The 18256-nt window shown below is 56.0% G+C and carries 19 protein-coding genes; 12 read left to right on the top strand and 7 right to left on the bottom strand.

Annotated elements, in window-relative coordinates:
* Nucleotides 1-56: 56 nt before the first annotated feature.
* Both uvrB and MIC97_RS06020 read right to left on the bottom strand, forming a co-directional pair.
* Nucleotides 57-3029, bottom strand: a complete 2973-nt coding sequence (uvrB, locus tag MIC97_RS06025; RefSeq protein WP_239799276.1) for an excinuclease ABC subunit UvrB — start codon at nucleotides 3027-3029, stop codon at nucleotides 57-59.
* Nucleotides 3030-3126: 97 nt separating this feature from the next.
* Nucleotides 3127-3384, bottom strand: a complete 258-nt coding sequence (locus tag MIC97_RS06020) for a SemiSWEET transporter (protein WP_239799275.1) — start codon at nucleotides 3382-3384, stop codon at nucleotides 3127-3129.
* A gap of 412 nt (nucleotides 3385-3796) precedes the next feature.
* Between MIC97_RS06020 and MIC97_RS06015 the strand changes: the two genes are divergently transcribed.
* Both MIC97_RS06015 and MIC97_RS06010 read left to right on the top strand, forming a co-directional pair.
* On the top strand, nucleotides 3797-4039 hold the full coding sequence (locus MIC97_RS06015; protein WP_239799274.1) for a DUF1344 domain-containing protein: 243 nt from the start codon (nucleotides 3797-3799) through the stop codon (nucleotides 4037-4039).
* A 294-nt stretch (nucleotides 4040-4333) separates the two neighbouring features.
* Complete coding sequence (locus MIC97_RS06010) at nucleotides 4334-4726, top strand: acyl-CoA thioesterase (protein WP_183832575.1); 393 nt, start codon at nucleotides 4334-4336, stop codon at nucleotides 4724-4726.
* A 14-nt stretch (nucleotides 4727-4740) separates the two neighbouring features.
* Here MIC97_RS06010 and MIC97_RS06005 read toward each other — a convergent pair whose 3' ends face one another.
* Nucleotides 4741-5109 (bottom strand): helix-turn-helix domain-containing protein, encoded by a 369-nt coding sequence (locus MIC97_RS06005; RefSeq protein WP_239799273.1) that lies wholly within the window; start codon nucleotides 5107-5109, stop codon nucleotides 4741-4743.
* 84 nt (nucleotides 5110-5193) lie between these two features.
* On the opposite strand from MIC97_RS06005, the gene MIC97_RS06000 reads away from it, so the two are divergent.
* Nucleotides 5194-5793, top strand: coding sequence for an NAD(P)H-dependent oxidoreductase (locus MIC97_RS06000; protein ID WP_183832573.1), 600 nt, complete (start codon nucleotides 5194-5196; stop codon nucleotides 5791-5793).
* Between the two features lie 56 nt (nucleotides 5794-5849).
* Here MIC97_RS06000 and MIC97_RS05995 read toward each other — a convergent pair whose 3' ends face one another.
* The 4 genes from MIC97_RS05995 to MIC97_RS05980 all read right to left on the bottom strand — a co-directional run bounded on the left by MIC97_RS05995 (nucleotide 5850) and on the right by MIC97_RS05980 (nucleotide 9851).
* A complete protein-coding gene (locus MIC97_RS05995; protein ID WP_239799272.1) occupies nucleotides 5850-7148 on the bottom strand; it encodes a hemolysin family protein in 1299 nt (432 codons plus the stop codon).
* Between the two features lie 81 nt (nucleotides 7149-7229).
* Entirely contained in the window at nucleotides 7230-8045 is an 816-nt protein-coding gene (locus MIC97_RS05990; protein WP_239799271.1) for an extensin family protein, read from the bottom strand.
* A 101-nt stretch (nucleotides 8046-8146) separates the two neighbouring features.
* A complete protein-coding gene (locus MIC97_RS05985; RefSeq protein WP_239799270.1) occupies nucleotides 8147-8998 on the bottom strand; it encodes an extensin family protein in 852 nt (283 codons plus the stop codon).
* 160 nt (nucleotides 8999-9158) lie between these two features.
* On the bottom strand, nucleotides 9159-9851 hold the full coding sequence (locus MIC97_RS05980; protein ID WP_239799269.1) for an MOSC domain-containing protein: 693 nt from the start codon (nucleotides 9849-9851) through the stop codon (nucleotides 9159-9161).
* 274 nt (nucleotides 9852-10125) lie between these two features.
* Between MIC97_RS05980 and MIC97_RS05975 the strand changes: the two genes are divergently transcribed.
* From MIC97_RS05975 to MIC97_RS05935, 9 genes are all read left to right on the top strand, one after another.
* The gene (locus MIC97_RS05975) at nucleotides 10126-10476 is read left to right on the top strand and encodes a DMT family protein (protein WP_239801046.1); all 351 of its coding nucleotides are present in this window, start codon (nucleotides 10126-10128) and stop codon (nucleotides 10474-10476) included.
* Nucleotides 10477-10643: 167 nt separating this feature from the next.
* Nucleotides 10644-11117: a transcription elongation factor GreA gene (greA, locus tag MIC97_RS05970; protein WP_183832569.1), complete on the top strand. Its 474-nt coding sequence runs from the start codon at nucleotides 10644-10646 to the stop codon at nucleotides 11115-11117.
* A gap of 41 nt (nucleotides 11118-11158) precedes the next feature.
* Nucleotides 11159-12211, top strand: coding sequence for a glycosyltransferase family 4 protein (locus MIC97_RS05965; RefSeq protein WP_239801045.1), 1053 nt, complete (start codon nucleotides 11159-11161; stop codon nucleotides 12209-12211).
* Nucleotides 12212-12273: 62 nt separating this feature from the next.
* Complete coding sequence (locus MIC97_RS05960) at nucleotides 12274-13095, top strand: glycosyltransferase (RefSeq protein ID WP_239799268.1); 822 nt, start codon at nucleotides 12274-12276, stop codon at nucleotides 13093-13095.
* Nucleotides 13096-13911, top strand: a complete 816-nt coding sequence (locus MIC97_RS05955) for a glycosyltransferase family 25 protein (RefSeq protein WP_239799267.1) — start codon at nucleotides 13096-13098, stop codon at nucleotides 13909-13911.
* An 8-nt stretch (nucleotides 13912-13919) separates the two neighbouring features.
* Nucleotides 13920-14765, top strand: a complete 846-nt coding sequence (locus MIC97_RS05950; RefSeq protein ID WP_239799266.1) for a glycosyltransferase family 25 protein — start codon at nucleotides 13920-13922, stop codon at nucleotides 14763-14765.
* A gap of 268 nt (nucleotides 14766-15033) precedes the next feature.
* Nucleotides 15034-15837 (top strand): hypothetical protein, encoded by an 804-nt coding sequence (locus tag MIC97_RS05945; protein ID WP_239799265.1) that lies wholly within the window; start codon nucleotides 15034-15036, stop codon nucleotides 15835-15837.
* Nucleotides 15834-16958, top strand: coding sequence for a glycosyltransferase (locus MIC97_RS05940; RefSeq protein ID WP_239799264.1), 1125 nt, complete (start codon nucleotides 15834-15836; stop codon nucleotides 16956-16958). Before MIC97_RS05945 ends, MIC97_RS05940 begins: the two co-directional genes overlap by 4 nt.
* A gap of 133 nt (nucleotides 16959-17091) precedes the next feature.
* Nucleotides 17092-18191 (top strand): IS3 family transposase gene (locus MIC97_RS05935; RefSeq protein WP_239799263.1). Its coding sequence is split into 2 segments (ribosomal slippage): nucleotides 17092-17344 and nucleotides 17344-18191, totalling 1101 coding nucleotides; the frame shifts between segments, so codons are not numbered across the junction.
* The last annotated feature ends 65 nt before the right edge of the window (nucleotides 18192-18256 follow it).

Raw genomic sequence — 18256 nt, 5'->3', positions numbered from 1 at the left:
ACAGGACGTATGACGACGACGAGCTACGGGTGGCGGAGGTACCCGCCACCACGAGGTTATTTCCCCGGCTTCCCGGTCTTGGAAGGACGGCGCCGGCTTTTCGCGATATCGGCCGCGTCCTCGTATGAGCCGATGCCGATACGCTCTCGCCTGACGGGTTTCACATCATCCGGCTTTGCCGGTTTTCTGCCGTCAACGGGCTTTTCGGTGCGCCCTACCGTCATTTCGTCGAGCGTGTTCTTTCGGAACAGGGACTTGTCACCATCCGGGAGGCCGAAATCTGAACCATGAGCTTCCTGCGCCGACTGTTTCTTGAACAGAGACCGTGAAACTGCTCCTGCCGGGGTCGGCATGTCGGTTCCAGGCCCCATATCGTCCAGTGAAGGCTTGGAGAACAGGGAGGTGTTTTCAGGCCCATCTTCCACAGTCTTATGCCGCGCGCGCCCCTTGTTATGCTTGCCCTTTTCCCGCCCCGAGACCGGGCTCTCGGATTCGGCGTATTTCGCCAGCGGGTCGTCGGAAATCTGAAGCTCCAGCTCCGTGAGGCGCTTGACCTCGTCGCGAAGACGGGCTGCTTCCTCGAAATTGAGGTCGGCAGCGGCATCCCGCATTTTCTTCTGCAAATGCTCCAGATGCGCCTTGAGATTGTTGCCCATCATCTGGCCGGCATCGTCTGTGAACTGAGAGATGTCGGCGCGGACATGATCCTTCTCGTAGACCGATTCAAGAATATCCGCGATGCGCGACTTGACCGATTCCGGGGTGATGCCGTTTGCCTTGTTGTACTCGAGCTGCTTCTCGCGGCGGCGGTTTGTTTCCGCCATGGCGCGCTCCATCGAGCCGGTGATCTGGTCGGCGTAGAGAATGACCTTGCCGTCTACATTGCGCGCAGCGCGGCCGATGGTCTGGATCAATGAGGTTTCAGAGCGCAGGAAACCTTCCTTGTCCGCGTCGAGGATGGCCACGAATCCGCATTCGGGAATGTCGAGCCCTTCGCGCAGGAGGTTGATGCCGACCAGAACGTCAAAGGCTCCGAGGCGCAGGTCGCGCAGGATTTCGATGCGCTCCAGCGTATCGATGTCGGAATGCATGTAACGCACGCGAATGCCCTGCTCATGCAAATATTCCGTAAGGTCCTCGGCCATGCGCTTGGTCAGCACCGTCACCAGCGTGCGATAGCCTTTTTTCGTCGTCTCACGGATTTCTCCGAGAACGTCGTCGACCTGCGATTTTGCCGGACGAACCTCGACAGGCGGGTCGATCAGCCCGGTGGGGCGAATGACCTGCTCGGCGAATACACCGCCGGCCTGTTCCATTTCCCAACCGCCCGGCGTTGCCGACACCGCCACGCTGAGCGGGCGCATTGCATCCCATTCCTCGAAGCGCAGGGGCCGGTTATCCATGCAGGACGGCAAACGGAAGCCATACTCCGCCAGTGTTGCCTTGCGGCGGAAGTCGCCGCGGTACATGCCGCCGATCTGGGGGATGGTGACATGGCTCTCGTCGATGAAGACCAGCGCATTGTCCGGCACATATTCGAACAAGGTCGGCGGCGGGTCGCCCGGCGCACGGCCGGTAAGATAGCGCGAATAGTTCTCGATGCCGGCGCATGAACCCGTGGCTTCCAGCATTTCGAGGTCGAAGCGCGTGCGCTGCTCCAGCCTTTGCGCCTCCAGCAGACGCCCAGCCTTTTCAAGCTCTTGCAGGCGCTGCTGCAATTCTTCCTTGATGGACTTAATAGCCTGATTCAAGGTCGGGCGCGGCGTGACATAGTGCGAATTCGCATAGATTTTCACGCTCTTCAGGTCGCCGGTCTTGTTGCCGGTGAGCGGATCGAACTCGGTGATCGCGTCGATCTCGTCTCCGAACAGGGAGACGCGCCAGGCACGATCCTCAAGGTGAGCCGGGAAAATCTCGATTGTGTCGCCGCGCACCCGGAAGGAACCACGCACGAAATTCGCGTCCTGCCGCTTGTATTGCTGGGCGACAAGATCAGCCAGCAACTGTCGCTGGTCGAGCCGGTCGCCAACCTGCATCTGGAAGGTCATGGCCGTATAGGTTTCGACCGAGCCGATACCATAGATGCACGAAACCGAAGCGACGATGATGACGTCGTCGCGCTCCAGCAGCGACCGCGTGGCCGAGTGGCGCATGCGGTCGATCTGCTCGTTGATGGAGGATTCCTTTTCGATATAGGTGTCCGTGCGCGGCACATAGGCCTCGGGCTGGTAGTAGTCGTAGTACGAGACGAAATACTCCACCGCATTGTTCGGGAAGAATTTCCTGAACTCCGCATAGAGCTGGGCTGCCAGCGTCTTGTTGGGTGCCAGGATCAGGGCAGGGCGCTGCGTCTCCTCGATCACCTTCGCCATGGTGAAGGTCTTGCCGGAACCGGTCACGCCAAGCAGGACCTGCGTGCGGTCGTCGTTGGCAATGCCCTCGACCAGATCCCTGATAGCCGTCGGCTGGTCGCCGGCGGGCTGGAAGTCGGATTCCATGCTTATCGGAATGCCGCCTTCAGATTTTTCCGGCCGGGCAGGGCGGTGCGGGGTCCAGATCTTGCCGTTCTTGTGCAGCGGATTGCCGCTTTCGATCAGGTCGGACAAGGCCTGTACCGTTGCGGTAACCGCGGACTTGGGCAGGGAAGCGGCATCTTCCAGCGAGATGTCGAGGCCCGCCACGGGGTTCAGACCCGCTGCAGCGCGATCTTTAGCGGAAGCCGCCCCACCCATCGAGGTGCCACGCGCAGTGCGCGTAGGCGAGGCGGAGCGCGGTGCGACTTTCTTCGCTGGTTTGCCAGAGGCTTTATCGGTACCGTTGCCTTGAGTTGCAGATAATCGCTGCTGTTCGGCTTCCTGCGAAATCTGCTCCGCCCAATCCGCTATTGAGCCAGACAGAGGCGCTCCCGAAAAATCGCTCTGCGGTGCTTCGGCGAAGCCGCCGTCGCGCAGCGGTTCGCTGGCGTCATGAAAGTCGGTAAGCGGGCTGCGCCGCTGGGGCTGCGCCGGTTTCGGGGAGGATTTGGACATAGGCCGAATATGGGTGGACTCACCGCAAATGGAAAGGGGCAGCGGAACACAAGTCCGCTGTCCGGATGATCTGCTGACAGCAGGTTGTCAGCAGACTTCAACCAAAGCGCAATTTCATGAGCACGATGGCGCCGACGAAAAGAAGCGTGAGTATGTTGGCGATAATAACCGGCCAGGAGCCGATGAGAACGCCGTAGACGGCCCAAAGGGCGACACCTGCGGCTATGGCGCTCGTGGCTGCCAGCGAAATATCGTCCGCCTTGCGCTCGCGGGCAAGCTTGACGACCTGCGGAACCCAGCCGAGCGTCGTGATGAGCGCGGCACACGCGCCTATGGCTTCGATCCAGTAAAACAAGGTGAAGGCTCCGATAAGCGCCACTGCCGATATGGCAGATTTGCTTCTCGCTGGAAAGCTGGTTCAGCGGCTGGACCAATGAAACAAAATGTGTTCGCAGGCGTTTTTTCGCCAGCGCGCTGTGATCGGCTCGGGCTCTGCAATCGGGCACCGGTGCGGCTGTTATGTTTTGTGTCCGGTGGGGTGCAACCGATTCCTTTTGAAGGCAAAGACCTGTCACACGTAGCCGATGGGCAAGATGCTGAATGCCCGGCAAAGGCGCCAATGTGTCAGAATTAAGTCGCTGATAATGTTTGGAAAAGTTATCTTTCGTGATTTGAAATCGGGATCGGGTCACATAGCTTCCGGGTGTCGCAGGGCAGTTCGCATGCCGGGTTGCCTGAGGAAAACCGCCAAAAACGGAGTATCCGACATGAAAAAGACACTCGCCACCGCCGCTGCCCTTCTCGCACTTCTTAGCACCGCTTACGCGGCAACCGTGCAGGGCACGATCCAGGCGGTCGACCCGGAAACCAAATCGATCACGCTGGATGACGGCAAGATCTATCAGTTGCCACCGGAAGCCGCGGTCGACCAGTTGTCGGTGGGCGCCAATGTCGTGGTGACCGTAGACGATACGACAGGGTTGGTGACGTCGATCGAATCTGCTTCGTAAGAAACCAGTTCAGACAACGAGTTTCAGCCGGTCCCCGCAGGGGCCGGCTTTTTCATTACCTGCATGATGAGCGTGTTCAATGTGGAAAGGAATTGCTGCCGTCACGGCCGTAGTCCGGTGACGGCGGGTGAAGCAGCTTGTGATACGCAGGCTGAGACATCGATACGCTCTTCTGGCAAATCGATTCCGGAAAATACTGCAATCACTTGATTTTGCGCAGGGTTTTCTTCCGACTGTTGACGTGTCGCCGTTGGATGGCTACGCCATGAAAGCGAAAAATTCCGGAGGTCAGGCATGGTGCAATATGTGAACGGCGCGCCGCAGGGGGAGCTCACGCTGCGCACGTTGGCCATGCCCGCCGACGCCAATGCGGCCGGCGATATCTTCGGCGGCTGGGTGATGGCACAGATGGATCTTGCCTGCGGCATCAGAGCAGCCGAACGCGCGCGTGGCCGTGTGGTGACGGCGGCTGTGAAGGAAATGTCCTTCGCAAAGCCGGTCAAGATCGGCGATACGCTGTGCATCTATACTCGCATAGAGCGCGTTGGACGCAGTTCCATGACGCTGAAAGTGGAGGCCTGGGCCCAGCGCTACCTGTCCGAACTCATGGAAATGGTCACGCATGCCGATTTCGTCATGGTGGCGCTGGATGACGAAGGCAAGCCGACCCGTGTTCCGGGCGAGTAACTCGCCTCCACCTGTCATTTAACGGTTGTATCGAAGCGCACCCGGGCCTTGTTGATCCGCTCGGTGTTGGCGCGGGCCCATTCGCTGAGTGCGGTTACGGGAACCAGGAGCTCGCGACCCAGATCCGTCAGCTCATAATCCACCCTCGGCGGTATGGTGGGAAAAACGGTGCGCGTGGCGAAGCCGTCGCGTTCCAGGCTGCGCAGAGTGGTCGTCAGCATCTTCTGCGAAATGCCGCCAATTGCATGTCTCAGCTCGCTGAAGCGCATCGGTCCTTTGCCGAGTGTCGTCACGACCAGCACAGTCCATTTGTCGCCGACACGTTGCAGGAGCGCGCTGATGGCGCGGCAATCCTCACTGCGGTGATCGTGCCTTGGTTTCAAAAAAGTGCCTCCTTGCGTTGATGCTCCAAGGTTACATAAATAGTGTCGGTTTCTTTTTTATACCATTCTTAACGGAGAATATGCATGCCGTCTTCCAAAGTCAGGCTCGCCGTCGTCATCGGCTCCATCCGGGAAAAGCGCTTTGCCGAAAAGCCTGCTCGCTGGATCGCCGATCTCATCAATCAGAGGGACGATGCAGAAGCCGAAATCGTCGACCTCAGGGATTATCCGATGGCATTGTTCGCGGAGGATGCGTCACCGCTGTGGGCGCCTTCGAAGGACGAGCATGCCCGCCGCTGGCAGGAAAAGCTGGAAGAGTTCGATGGCTATGTTTTCACGGCAGCCGAATACAACCATGCGCCGACTGGTGTGCTCAAGAACGCCTTCGACTATGCCGGGGCGCAGGTGTTTCGCAAGCCTGCCGGTTTCGTCGGCTATGGCGGCGTGGGTGGGGCGAGGGCGGTGGAGCACCTGCGGCAGATCGCAGTCGAGATGCAGATGGCTCCCGTCCGCGCGGCCGTCCATATCCTGCGCAACGATTTCGTCGCAATCCTGCAGGGACAGGACATTGCGGATCTGGCCCATCTGAAGGAAGGCGCGGATGCGCTTCTGGAGGATATGGTATGGTGGGCCAGGGCGTTGCGCGCCGCGCGCGTGGCCGAAGCGCAGGTCAAGGCAGCCTGACGGTATCGGCAGGAAAAAGAGGGCCTCGGTTGTTTCCGGGGCCCTTTTCTTCGGTTTCAGCTCGCAGCTTGCAGTTTGGTAGCCAGAACCTTGTCTATGCGGCGGCCGTCGAGATCGACCACCTCGAAACGCCAGCCCTGTGCATCGACCGTTTCGCCCGTGGCCGGCAAATGATGCATATGTGACAGAACATATCCGGCAACGGTTTCGTAGTCGCGATTTTCCGGCAGATCGATACCGATCATGTCAGCCATTTCATCGGCCTGCATGTAGCCGGCCAGAAGCCATGAGCCGTCCTCACGCTGGAACGCGGTTTCGTCGGAATCGTCCTCATCCAGATCGGAGCGGAAGACGCCGGTGATTGCTTCCAGAATATCCGCTGGCGTCACCACGCCTTCAAAGTGGCCGTATTCATCATGCACGAGCGCCATCGGCATGTCGGCTTCCTTGAGCTTTGCAAGCACATCGAGCGCGTCGGCCTGATCGTGGACGATTGGCGCCTGCTGCACATGCTTGCGCGTATCGAGCGGTTTGCCGGCGAGCAGAGTCGCGAGGATATCGCGTGTCTGCACCACGCCTATCATGTCGTCGACATTGCCGTCGGCGGCGGGGAGGCGCGAGTGCGGACTTTCCATCAGCACCCGGCGAATCGTGGCCTCGTCAGACTGGACGTTAAGCCAGTCGACATCCGTGCGTGGGGTCATGACCGCGCGCACCGCCCGGTCACCCAATCGCATCACACCGGCGATCATGCGCCGCTCGTCGGATTCGATGGTGCCCTGATGCTCGGCCTCGGCGACGATCATCTTGATCTCTTCGTCGGTGACCTTCTCCTCGCTTTCGCCACGCTGGCCAAGCAGCCACAGCACCGACCGTCCTGAAAGGTCCAGCAGCCATACCAGAGGAGCGCAAACCGTCGCCAGAACGGACATCGGCCCGGCGACCTTCGAAGCGATGCGCTCGGGATCGCGAAGCGCGATCTGCTTCGGCACGAGCTCGCCGATGATGAGCGAGGCATAGGTGATGAGCGCTACCACGATGCCGACGCCGAGCGGCTGCGCAACTCCGGCCGACATGCCTGAAGCAGCAAGAAGCTTGGAGAGGCGGTCGCCCAAAGTGGCACCGGAGAAGGCACCCGAGAGCACGCCCACGAGCGTAATGCCGATCTGGACGGTCGACAGGAACTTGCCCGGGTTGGCGCCCAGTTCCAGCGCGCGCGCTGCGCCGCGGATATTTCGGTCGACCATCGTCTTGAGGCGCGCCGGGCGAGACGAGACGATCGCCAGTTCCGACATGGCCAGCAGGCCGTTCACGCAGATGAGGACGACCACGATGGCGATTTCAGTGTATAGCATGAATGCTCATTAGCACCCAGGAGCCCCTCTAGAAAAGAGAGCAAATCAGCCGCACTGATTGTTATGCGCATCAACGATGCGTTATCTGCAGGCCCGGTAGCCGTTTCTGCGGTTTTTTATGTCGAAATGAAAATGGTCGCGGTGATCGTAGTTGTAGCCGGGACCAAGAACCGTGGTGAAATACGAACAACCGTCGGCGCGCACGGTGTTGAGCAGGCCGCGCTCGCGGAACGCGAACAGACCAGGTTTGCGGACGTCGATGAGCTTGCCATTGTTCAGCTCGATCGCCATCACGTCGAGCGCGTTGCCTTTGCCATGCTCGGAAAGAACCCCTTCGCCGCGTATCTTGCGGCAGGAATAGCTGGAGCCCTGCCGTATCGACTTGACTCCCGAAAGATAGCGCCAGCGTGCGGCAGGTGTCAGTTCGTTTCGGGTCCAGCTGGCGAAGCTTGCGGCCATGGCACAGGTCAGCGTCGCGGCTGGTTTCATTTCCACGCCGCCGATTGCCGTTACTTTCACGGGGTGATCAATGCCGCATTGGCCACCGTCATTGATGGGCGCGAGATCGGTGTAGGCCACGCGCAGCCGTTTCAATTCCTTGCGGCATTCCACCTCTTCCTGTGGAAGCTGGGTGGTCTGCGGCATGGGCCGGTCGAAGCGAGGATAGGCTGCCGTCAGATAGGGGTTTGATGGTACCAATGCCTGCATGCCGACCCCTGCCTGCACGGCAGACGTCTGTGTTCCAACGTCTACGGCAGGCTGAAGATCGAGAACGCTGCCGGTGTTGCAGGCCGACAAGCCGGTGATTGCGGCAAAGATGGCGATGCCGGTGGAGAGCCGGACAAGGCGCCGCAAAAAAGGGGCGCCGGGTGCTGCGCTGGGGGATTTCCCGGCCATGACGAACCAAACTCTGTTCCCTTGGAATGCAAAGCTTAGCTGTGAAGGGTAAAGGAAAGATCAGCAGCGGCGTTCATGCCTGTGGCGGCATTGGGGCGGGCTTACTGGCAAAAAACGGATCCGTTGCGGCGGGGGGCCAGATCGAGATGCAGATGCGTTTCATGATCGGGGTCGCTGCCGGGTCCGAGAACGGTCCTGAAAGGTCCGCAGGCGGCCTTTCTGACATGGTCGAGAAACTGGCGCTGTTTTGCAGCGGGCGAAGGCTGGACTTCGATCCTGCTGCCATCTTTCATGGTGAACGCCGCTATATCGAGCGCATTGCCAAATGCGTGCTCGGACAGTTTCGAACCATTGTGGCGCGGGCGGCAGACATAGGCCGAAGCCTGACTAATACCTGCAAGATCGGCGCCCGCGATGTCGCGTGCCGCAGGCTCGACAATGTCGGCGGTGAAACGCGCGGCAGTCTCGGCGAGATCGCAATTGAGTTCGGCTTCGGGCGACAGCTCCACGTTTGTGGCCAATCTGGTGACGACAATGGGGTAGGGCAGAGCACAGCCAGCTTCCGGATCCCGCTCGGCAGGCTTTTCCCTGAAAACGACACCCATCGTGCGAAGCCTTGCCCGACATGCAAGTTCACCCGCGGGCATCTCTTTTGCCGCAGTTGCAGCCGAACGCGGATCTGGTGGACGTGTGGGCTTCTCATCAGGCGTTTTCTGCGACTGGTCAGGCGGTGCAGGCTTTGCCTCGGGGGTGGGTGCGCGGTCCGGCGGGGAGATTGCTTCCGGCGCATCATCAGGCCGGTTTTGGGGGAGCGGTGTCTGCTGTTGTTCCGCCTGTTCTGGAACCGGTGCGTTCCGGGGAAGTTGGGGCGGCTTTTGTGTGGCTAAAGCAGGTGCTGCCATCAGGCATATGGCAGTCATCAAGGAAAGCAGGGTGAAGCGGATATGGATCATCCAGCGACAACGATGAAAGTGCAGGGGCAGTTGCCGCAGGCATGATCACCTTCGGTAACCGATTGTCTCGATGGGCCAGTCCGCGCCGTCGTGCATTCGCGCGAAGATTCCGAAAAGGTGCGTACTTCATTGAAAGAAGAGTCTTTTCGGTCGGATTACGTCAGGTCTGGCTGTCGTGCAGTCGGCGATTCCAGTCTTCAACCTTACGGCTGGCTATTCGTCTTTCGGCAAGCTCACACCACGAGGATGCGAGTTCCGGCAATGAAGCGAGATCGCGCAGAGAATCGAAATCCATGGTCCGCGTGTAAAGAAGTTCGATGATGCGGGCCAGGGACCAGCAAGGCTGTGGCCGTTCCAGCAGAACGAGGCTGTCGCCCGCGGCCGCATGACCTTCCTCAAGAACCCGATAATACCATCCCGTCCGGCCGCTTTTCTGAACTCTCAGCGCCATGTCCGACCGATCGAAGCGCGCATTCAGCCGCCAGCAAGGCTGGCGTCCCTGGCTGACCTGAAGCAGGGCGGAGCCGAACCGGTATATATCTCCTATGCAGACATTCGCTTCCGACAGGCCAAGCGTCGTGATGTTCTCGCCGAACGCGGGAGCGTTGGCCACGATCCCGTCCTCGCTCCAGGCCGCATAGTGGTCGGCGGGATAGTGATGGACCGCCTTTTCCGGGCCGCCATGGTGACGCGTGTCGCCTTGATTGTCGCCCTGCAACCCGGTGGCCGTTATGGCGATCCGGCCACAAACCGACTTCTTGTCTATGCCGCTCGGCACCTGCCGGGGACCCAGCGGCGCCAACTCGCCGATGAAGAGCGCTTCAACGACAGCAATGGCTGGCTCCTGTGCCAATGGGGTATTTCTCAGCGAAAGCACTACTCTGTCCTCATCGAACGCCAGCTCGAGAAAGGCAGCAGGCCGACCAGATGTCGAACGGCTCCCCGGGATTTTCTTGCCGTGCGAAAATCAAAATTCTTTCCTGCTTGCTTCATGCCTCTTTCAACAGCGGTGCGGTTTGGCGTCCCTGTTTCCCTGACGTTGAGCTTTGGCCAGTTCACGTGGGATTGACAGGGCCAGCAATGCAATTGAAATGGCGCAATCTCTTCTGCTTCACTGGATTATCCCGTTGGCTTCGCTCCTGTCTCCCAAGGTTCTGCCCATCCTGATGCTGCTTGCCTCGAATGTCTTCATGACCTTCGCATGGTACGGACATCTGAAATTCAAAGGTGCAGCGATCTATACGGTCGTGCTGGTGAGCTGGGGAATTGCTTTCTTCGAATATTGGCTGGCGGTGCCGGCCAACCGGATTGGTGCGGAGGTTTATTCAACCGCAGAATTGAAGACGATTCAGGAAGTCATCACGCTTGGCGTGTTCGCTGTGTTCTCGGTGGTTTACCTGAAGGAGGCTTTGACATGGAACCATCTTGCAGGGTTTGCGCTGATTGCCTGTGGCGCTGCGTTGATTTTTAGAGCCTGAGCATTAGCCGGGAAAACGCCCTCCATTTTTAGCACGTGAAAAACCTTCAGCACTTGCTATATTGTGACGAGAATCCAAAATTTGACGGTTCCGTCGGTTTCCTGACGGACCGTTTTCTTTTTGTCGAAAACCCGCGGAAAAGTGCGGACGGCAGGAAAGGTGAAGCTATGAACAAGGTGCCGATGACAGGCGGTGGTTTTGAGGCTCTCAAGGAGGAGCTGCGTTGGCGTCAGCAGGATGAACGGCCTCGCATCATCGAAGCGATTTCTGAGGCCCGCGCACATGGTGACCTTTCAGAGAACGCCGAATATCATTCTGCCAAGGAAGCGCAGAGCCTTAACGAGGGTCGCATCGGCGAGCTCGAGGATCTGATCGCACGTGCCGAAGTCATCGACATCAGCAAGCTGAGCGGCGACAAGATCAAGTTCGGAGCTACCGTGGTTCTGGTGGATGAGGACACCGAGGAAGAAAAGACTTATCAGATCGTCGGCGATCAGGAAGCGGATGTGAAGGCGGGTCGCATTTCCATTTCTTCTCCGATCGCACGTGCGCTGATCGGCAAGGCGGTTGGCGATGCGATCGAGGTCAATGCACCGGGTGGCGCGCGTGGTTATGAGATCGTCGAGCTGCGCTGGGCGTGAGCCTGCTGCCGGATAGGAAATCCCAGATCATGGGCAAAACGCTGGTCGATGTTGCGCAGATCCATGTGGTCGTGCCCAATTTCAAGCAGCGCCTCTCCGGTGTTACGAGCACAATCATCCAGCTCGTGCCATTGCAGGCCCGGGAGATCGGCATCGCAACGCTGGGGCCGGGCTTGCCCGACCATCTCCCCAAGCTGCGATGGTGGCAGGTGCCCGGGCTTCTGCGCCGACCGAAGAATGCGCGGGTTCGCGTGTGGCATGCGCGCCGCAATCCGGAAATGCTGGCCGGAGTGGTGTTGAGAGATATATTCCGCGCACCACTGAAGCTTGTCTTCACCTCAGCATCGCAGCGCCATCACAAGCGCTGGACGAAGTTCCTCATCCGCCGCATGGATGCAGTGATTGCGACCAGTCGCAAGACCGCTGCTTATCTGGAAGTTCCAAATACCGTGATCATGCACGGCATCGACACCGAACGCTTTCACCCGCCCGTGGACCGCAGAGAGGTTGCGAGTGAACTCGGTCTGGACCCGAAGCAGCTCTATACTGGCTGCTTTGGCCGTGTGCGGCATCAGAAAGGTACCGACCTTTTCGTCGATGCCATGATCGGTTTGCTGCTGAAGTATCCCCAATGGTCGGCAATTGTTGCCGGCCGTTCGACTGCTGAACATGCAGGGTTTGAGGCTGATTTACGCGCGCGCGTGGATAAAGCCGGGCTTTCCGACCGGATCCTTTTTGTGGGAGAGCACAAGGACATCGAACGCTGGTATCGCGCTTTGTCGCTGTTCATCGCTCCGCAGCGCTGGGAAGGTTTTGGCCTCACGCCGCTGGAAGCCATGGCCAGCGGCGTGCCGGTGGTCGCCACCGACGTCGGCGCATTCTCCGAACTGATCGAGGATGGCGTGACAGGAACGCTCATACCCCGCGACGATGCCGATGCGATGATGGCGGCCGCGGCCCAATGGATGGGCGACGATGTCCGACGAAACGCTGCGGCAATCGAAAGCCGTGCGCATGTTGCATCGCGTTTCAGCATAGAACGGGAAGTGGGATCACTCGGTGGCGTCTATGGATCCGTTGTACGTGACCTCTGAATTTTTGCGATATGTTGCGAAAGCAACGGCATATCCGGCATTTCGTTGATGCGGAATCTTCCATGACCACAGAAGCCAATATCCGTCCGACCGTCACCGCTGTCATTACCAGTTGTCGACGGTTCGATCTTCTTGAAAAGACGCTTCAGAGTTTTCTCGAGCACAACGACTATCCGCTTGAGGAACTGATAATCATCGAAGATTCGAATGATCGCGGCATCTATGAGGTGCAGCCCTTATTGGCCGGGCTTTCTCATCGCATTATCTTCAACGAGGGGAATATCGGGCAGATCGCGTCCATCGACAAAGCCTATTCTCAGGTCAAGTCCGAGTATGTTTTTCATATAGAGGATGATTGGATTTTTACTTCGCGAGGGGTTATCGGCCGCGCTATCGAGGTGCTCCAAAAAGAGCCTCACGCCAGTATGGTAACAGTCCGGGATGATGCTGATATGCCTCGATATGTACGTAGCCTCAAGACGCGCCAAGCCGGAACGGCAATCTACAAGCTGGCCTTTCCAGAGTTACATTTCCGATGGTATAGTTTTACTTTTAACCCCGGCTTGCGGCGAATGAAGGAATACCGCGCGTTATCGGGCGGTTACTCAGCCATCGGGGATGAGATGGCCATCAGTCATTACTATAAGCTGCATAAGTGGGATATGGCTTGGATGATCGGCGGTGGTGTAAAGCACGCCGGTGATACGCGATCCGTCTACGGAAATGGAGTTGGTTATCGCAAGTCGACCGCCTCTGGGTGGCTGTCGCGCTTGTTTAAGACCGAAAATTTGCGCAAGTGGCGCGAATCTCTGGGGCGCCATTTCTGGCACAGGTTGCGCGTGATGGGGATTGATACCGAACCACTCCAACGTAGGAAATGGTAAATGACGAAAGGATCGATCCGCACTTACGTGATCAATCTGGACGGTGGTACCGAGCGCCTCAAGTCCGTCAGCCGGATGCTTAGTTCATTCGGCATGGATTTCGAGCGTGTTCCTGCGTTCGATGGCCGCAAGCTCGATCTGAGTGAAGTTGCCGACTACGATGTGGGCCGTGCGGAACGCTATATGGGACGAAGCCTGGTTGGTGCGGAAATTGGATGCTACCGCAGCCATCTCGCGGCCGCAGCGCAGTTCCTGCGGTCGGATGCCGAGTATGGATTGGTCTTCGAGGACGATGTGCTTTTGCGTTGCGATCCCATTGCGCTTCTTGATGAGGCGCTTCCCGTCTTGGAGCGCGCGGACAAGGATTGGCTCCTACTCAATATCGGCGCCAACAAGTCCAAGATCACCAGCCTGATTTCGGACCATGACATTGGCGGTTATCGATGCGGTCTCGTTGCCGCGCATTATTTTCCCATGATGGCATGCGCGATCGTCTGGTCTCGGGAAGGAGCTAGGCAATTCGTCGAAAACCACGACAAGATATTTGCCCCTGTCGATAATTACTTTCGCTATTGGCTGACCCGCTCCGGGCATGGATATGCTTTCTGGCCTGCACCGGTCACAACCACCGATGCGGAAAGCCAGATTGCCGCATCGGATGGCTGCAAGCGCAGCAGATATGGCCGCAAATGGTATTACGGTTTCTCCAAGCAGAGGAGGCTTATTGAAGATAAGCTGATTGCCCTTGGTCGTCTGTATCGCTTCAGGGCAAAAGCCGGGAAGCCCTCAACCTTAGGCATGCCCCAGCGTAGGTGAGCTTATCAATGAAGGTCTATTACATAAACCTGGACAGGTCGCCCGAGCGTCGCGCGTGGTTTACAAAGCAGGCCGAAGCGCTCGGCCTCGATCTCGTGCGGGTTCCTGCGGTCGATGGCAGAGAACTGCCGGCGGCGGAACTGGATCGTTGGCGGCAGTTGTCCGAAGGGAACAAGATTCTCTCGCCTGGCGAAATCGGCTGCTTTCTCAGCCACAGAAAAGCATGGGAGATGGTGCTCGCCGGTCAGGAAAAGTGGGCCTTCATTGCAGAGGACGACATTCATTTTTCGGAAAGAACAAAAATCTTTTTCCAAGATATTATTTGGTTGCCGCGAAATACTGATTTGGTGAAGGCAGAGACAGATCTTAGGCGACACCAATTCTCACGCAAATATTTACCTTTGACGGGGCCATATAATTTGAGAAAGCTTCATTCAAATCACCTTAACGCCGGAGGGTATTTTATATCTAAGAATTCGTGTAAGATATTATTAAGTTATACAGAAAATAAATGTGAAGCAGTGGACGGATTGTTGTTCGCAAAGATTTTTATGAAAGAGCATAAACTTAAGATATATCAGCTCGATCCTGCCATATGTATCCAAAGCAGGTTTTTAGATGAATTTGATGGGATTTTAAGTTTTAGTAGCGATCTCGAGAAGGATCGCATAAAATATCGAAAGATCCTTAAAAATGAGGTTTCTCTATTTCTGAACAAAATATATCGTGAGATTAATAGGATTTTTAATCAGATTGAAAATTTTTATATTATTTTGTTTTCTGTAATTTTTAGAATTTCTGTATATAAATCTATTGAATTTTATTCAGATAATAATATTAAAAGAAAAAAATAATAAATTATATCTAAAAATTTTCTGTTTCTCATGGTGTCGATATTTGCCAATCGGTTCAATACTGTAGGTGCTCGTTGGTCGAACGGATGCGCATGGCTTTCTCCGTATCCCGGAAGCTCTTTGATATTGGCGCAACTTTAGTAATTCGCTATTTGGTTGGCGGGGCTCGTTTGAACTGCAGTTTAGTGGTTCCAAAAATCGCCACGCTGGTGGCGAAGCTTGTTATGCGCGAGCCAGCAAGGTAACGCGGGCGCTTATGGAGGTCCATTTGGGCAGGAAGAAGATTATCGAGGCGATCCTTCGGCCACTTGGTTTTGGCGTATATCGACTGAAGCCAGAGGCGTATGAGAGCAATTTCCTAAGCGCTGCGCTTCGGTATAAGAAATCTATAGCTCATAGTTTGGCAGAAAAAGCTAATTATACCGTTATAAGGGGGCCTTTTAGTGGATTAAAGCTCCCTGAAACCGGCGCTTGGAGTGATGCTGACGTTCTATCCAAGATCATTGGCTCGTATGAAGCTGAGATTTTTCCTTTTCTAGAGAGTGAGATCAGACGCAAACCAAATGTGATTGTGAATGTTGGTGCATCTGAGGGTTACTATGCAATCGGCTTGAAGAGAAGGCTTCCTAGCTCAGACGTCTACACATATGATATTGATATTAAATCATTCTTTGCTCTTGAGTATTGTAAGAAAATTAATGGTGTGGATATTACGAGACTTGATAGATTTGATTATAATGACCCTTTAAGGGGAATTTCAAATTCTAATAAAACTATCCCTCTATTCATATTTGATTGCGAAGGTTTTGAGAAAAATATTATTAATTTTCCAAAAAATATTTTGAATATGTCTGGATTTATTATTGAACTTCATGATCTATTTGTGCCAAATATCAGCAAATCTCTGATAGAATATCTCTCCGGTAGCCATGTCGTGACGGTCGTCACCCAAAGGGGAAGGTGTCTGGAAGACTATCCCGAACTGGCAGGTGTCCGTGGTCCAATAGGGGCTCTTCTTCTGGATGAATTTCGTGGCGACACCATGCAATGGCTCTATGCGGTGCCAAAGTGAGTACGCGGCAAGCCTTCTACTATGTCGTTGACGAGAGGTTGGAGGGGGTCGCCTCTGTGCTGGCTTGCCGCCTCGTAAGTTTGTGGGGCCGCGACGTCCACATTTTTGTTGAGGGCAGCAAAGGCAAGCAGGTCGCACATTCCCGTAGTCGGGTTTCGCATCCGCGAATCTTCTACCATGAACGTCAGCTGGAGCCTTGCCTTCCCAAGGGGCTGCCGGAAAGCACGAAGTGGCCGGCAATAGTCTATTCGAGAATGTTCGCGCCCCGTTTTCTTCGGGAATATGACCGTGTCATCTACCTAGATGCGGATATACTGCCTATTCGGCGGGACGATCAGATTTGGACATTGTCGCTGCCTCATGGGTTGGGCGCAGTTCACGACTATGCGGTTACACACGACTCGCCCTTTACAGGCAAGACAAGGGCGGAATGGCTGACGTCGATCGGCGTCAGTAGCGGCCGATACTTCAATTCCGGGGTCCTTATCATAGACGTTAAGCCATGGCTTGAGATCGATTTTCCTGTCCTCCTATGTCGATACGTGGAAAGTCATGGCGATAGTATGAGGATGTTTGACCAAGATTTTCTGAATAATTTATTTCAAAATACGTGGAGTGAACTTAGCCCTTCTTGGAATTTTCAAGCAGTAATATTTGATATTGATGTTGATAAGATATTTATTCCGATATTTATTCATTTTTCTAAGGTAGATAAGCCATGGATGGGCCGATTTGATAAAAATATTCAGGATATTGATAACTTATCGCATGATTATTTGATGTTTTATTCGAGATTTCATAATATAGATATTGGACATCTTTTTTCCGAAAGAAGGATTGGTCGGTATTCTGCGATGAGATATTATCTTAGAAAAAAGATATCAAATTTTGGAATAATGTTGCCCAAAGAATTAAAGTATCGACGTAAATTAGATATTATTAGGGAAAATTTCCTGCAGTATCTGAAAGATGTTCGATCCAAAAATGGGTTTGTAGATATCGAGGAGTGGGCGGCTTCGGATGAATTCAGGCTGCCGCTGTATGATGGAAAATTCCTGCGTCTTCCTGCCTCGGAAGCTATTAAGTCACAGCTTACGGCAGGTACTCCCAACAAGTCATAGTGGAAGGTGACCACTTGCGAGGATCAGGAGCTTACAAGTCAACAATCTGCAGTTCCCCGAAGATGCTGGTGACCTGCGCCCCTGAACTTCCTCCAGATTTTGGTAGAGTCCGTCGCAATGAGGAGACGGACGAATGAAGCGTTCACGGTTCACGGAAGAACAAATTATCGGGATACTGAAGGAGCAGGAGGCGGGCGCGAAGACAGTCGATGTCTGCCGCAAGCACGGCATCTCGGACGCAACCTTCTACAAATATAAAGCAAAGTATGGCGGCATGGACGTGTCGGATGCCCGCAAACTGAAGGCGCTTGAGGACGAGAACGCCAGGCTGAAGAAGCTGCTCGCCGAGGCCGTGCTGGACAATGCGATCCTGAAGGATGTTGCTGCAAAAAAATGGTGACGCCCGATGTGAAGCGGGATGCGGTGGCTCACGTCTGTGCGCAGCACGGGGTGAGCCAGCGTCGGGCGTGCGAGGTTCTGTCGGTGGATCGGTCGAGCATGCGATATCGCAGCGTGCGGCCTGACGATGCATCCATCCGCGAGGCCATGAAGAAGCTGGCGTCCGAACGGCGGCGCTTCGGTTATCGCCGTCTCCACGTCATGCTCGACCGGCAGGGGATCGTCATGAACCTGAAGAAGCTTCGGCGTCTCTACCGGGAGGAGAAGCTGACGGTGCGCAAGCGTGGCGGCCGAAAGCGGGCCTTGGGCACGAGACGTCCTCTGGCTTTGCCGTCGCGTCCGGGCGAGCGCTGGAGCCTGGACTTCGTCAGCGATGCCTTCACCGACGGTCGCCGCTTTCGGGTCCTGGCCGTCGTCGACGACTTCACCCGAGAATGCCTATGCCTGGTTGCCGATACATCCCTGTCAGGCGCAAGGCTTGCCCGCGAACTGGACAGTCTCATCGCCAGACGCGGAAAACCGAGGACGATTGTCTCGGACAACGGGACGGAGATGACCAGCATGGCCATCCTCAAATGGTGCCAGGAGGCCAAGGTGGAATGGCATTACATCGCCCCCGGCAAGCCGATGCAAAACGGCTTCGTCGAAAGCTTCAACGGCAGCTTCCGCGATGAGTGCCTGAACGAGACGCTGTTCTCGTCGCTCGCTCAGGCCCGCGCCGCAATCACTGCATGGAAGGAGGATTACAACAGAAACAGACCGCACTCGTCGCTGGGCAACATCACCCCCAACGAGTTCGCAATGAAAATAGCTATGGAAAAACAGGCCGCATGACGCCAGATTGAAAACCCAAGACTCTCCTGAAAACCGGAGGGAAGATGGGTCTCAGGTCACTGGCG

It is taken from the genome of Aquamicrobium sp. NLF2-7 (assembly GCF_022359935.1).
GTDB classification, from domain to species: Bacteria; Pseudomonadota; Alphaproteobacteria; order Rhizobiales; family Rhizobiaceae; genus Mesorhizobium; species Mesorhizobium lusatiense.
This window is presented reverse-complemented; position numbering and strand designations above follow the sequence as displayed.

What these genes read in the sequence shown, in the direction of transcription:
- uvrB (WP_239799276.1), bottom strand. Translation starts at nt 3,029, where the DNA reads ATGTCCAAATCCTCCCCGAAACCGGCGCAGCCCCAGCGGCGCAGCCCG.
- MIC97_RS06015 (WP_239799274.1), top strand. Translation starts at nt 3,797, where the DNA reads ATGAAAAAGACACTCGCCACCGCCGCTGCCCTTCTCGCACTTCTTAGC.
- MIC97_RS06010 (WP_183832575.1), top strand. Translation starts at nt 4,334, where the DNA reads ATGGTGCAATATGTGAACGGCGCGCCGCAGGGGGAGCTCACGCTGCGC.
- MIC97_RS06000 (WP_183832573.1), top strand. Translation starts at nt 5,194, where the DNA reads ATGCCGTCTTCCAAAGTCAGGCTCGCCGTCGTCATCGGCTCCATCCGG.
- MIC97_RS05995 (WP_239799272.1), bottom strand. Translation starts at nt 7,148, where the DNA reads ATGCTATACACTGAAATCGCCATCGTGGTCGTCCTCATCTGCGTGAAC.
- MIC97_RS05990 (WP_239799271.1), bottom strand. Translation starts at nt 8,045, where the DNA reads ATGGCCGGGAAATCCCCCAGCGCAGCACCCGGCGCCCCTTTTTTGCGG.
- MIC97_RS05985 (WP_239799270.1), bottom strand. Translation starts at nt 8,998, where the DNA reads ATGATCCATATCCGCTTCACCCTGCTTTCCTTGATGACTGCCATATGC.
- greA (WP_183832569.1), top strand. Translation starts at nt 10,644, where the DNA reads ATGAACAAGGTGCCGATGACAGGCGGTGGTTTTGAGGCTCTCAAGGAG.
- MIC97_RS05960 (WP_239799268.1), top strand. Translation starts at nt 12,274, where the DNA reads ATGACCACAGAAGCCAATATCCGTCCGACCGTCACCGCTGTCATTACC.
- MIC97_RS05955 (WP_239799267.1), top strand. Translation starts at nt 13,096, where the DNA reads ATGACGAAAGGATCGATCCGCACTTACGTGATCAATCTGGACGGTGGT.
- MIC97_RS05950 (WP_239799266.1), top strand. Translation starts at nt 13,920, where the DNA reads ATGAAGGTCTATTACATAAACCTGGACAGGTCGCCCGAGCGTCGCGCG.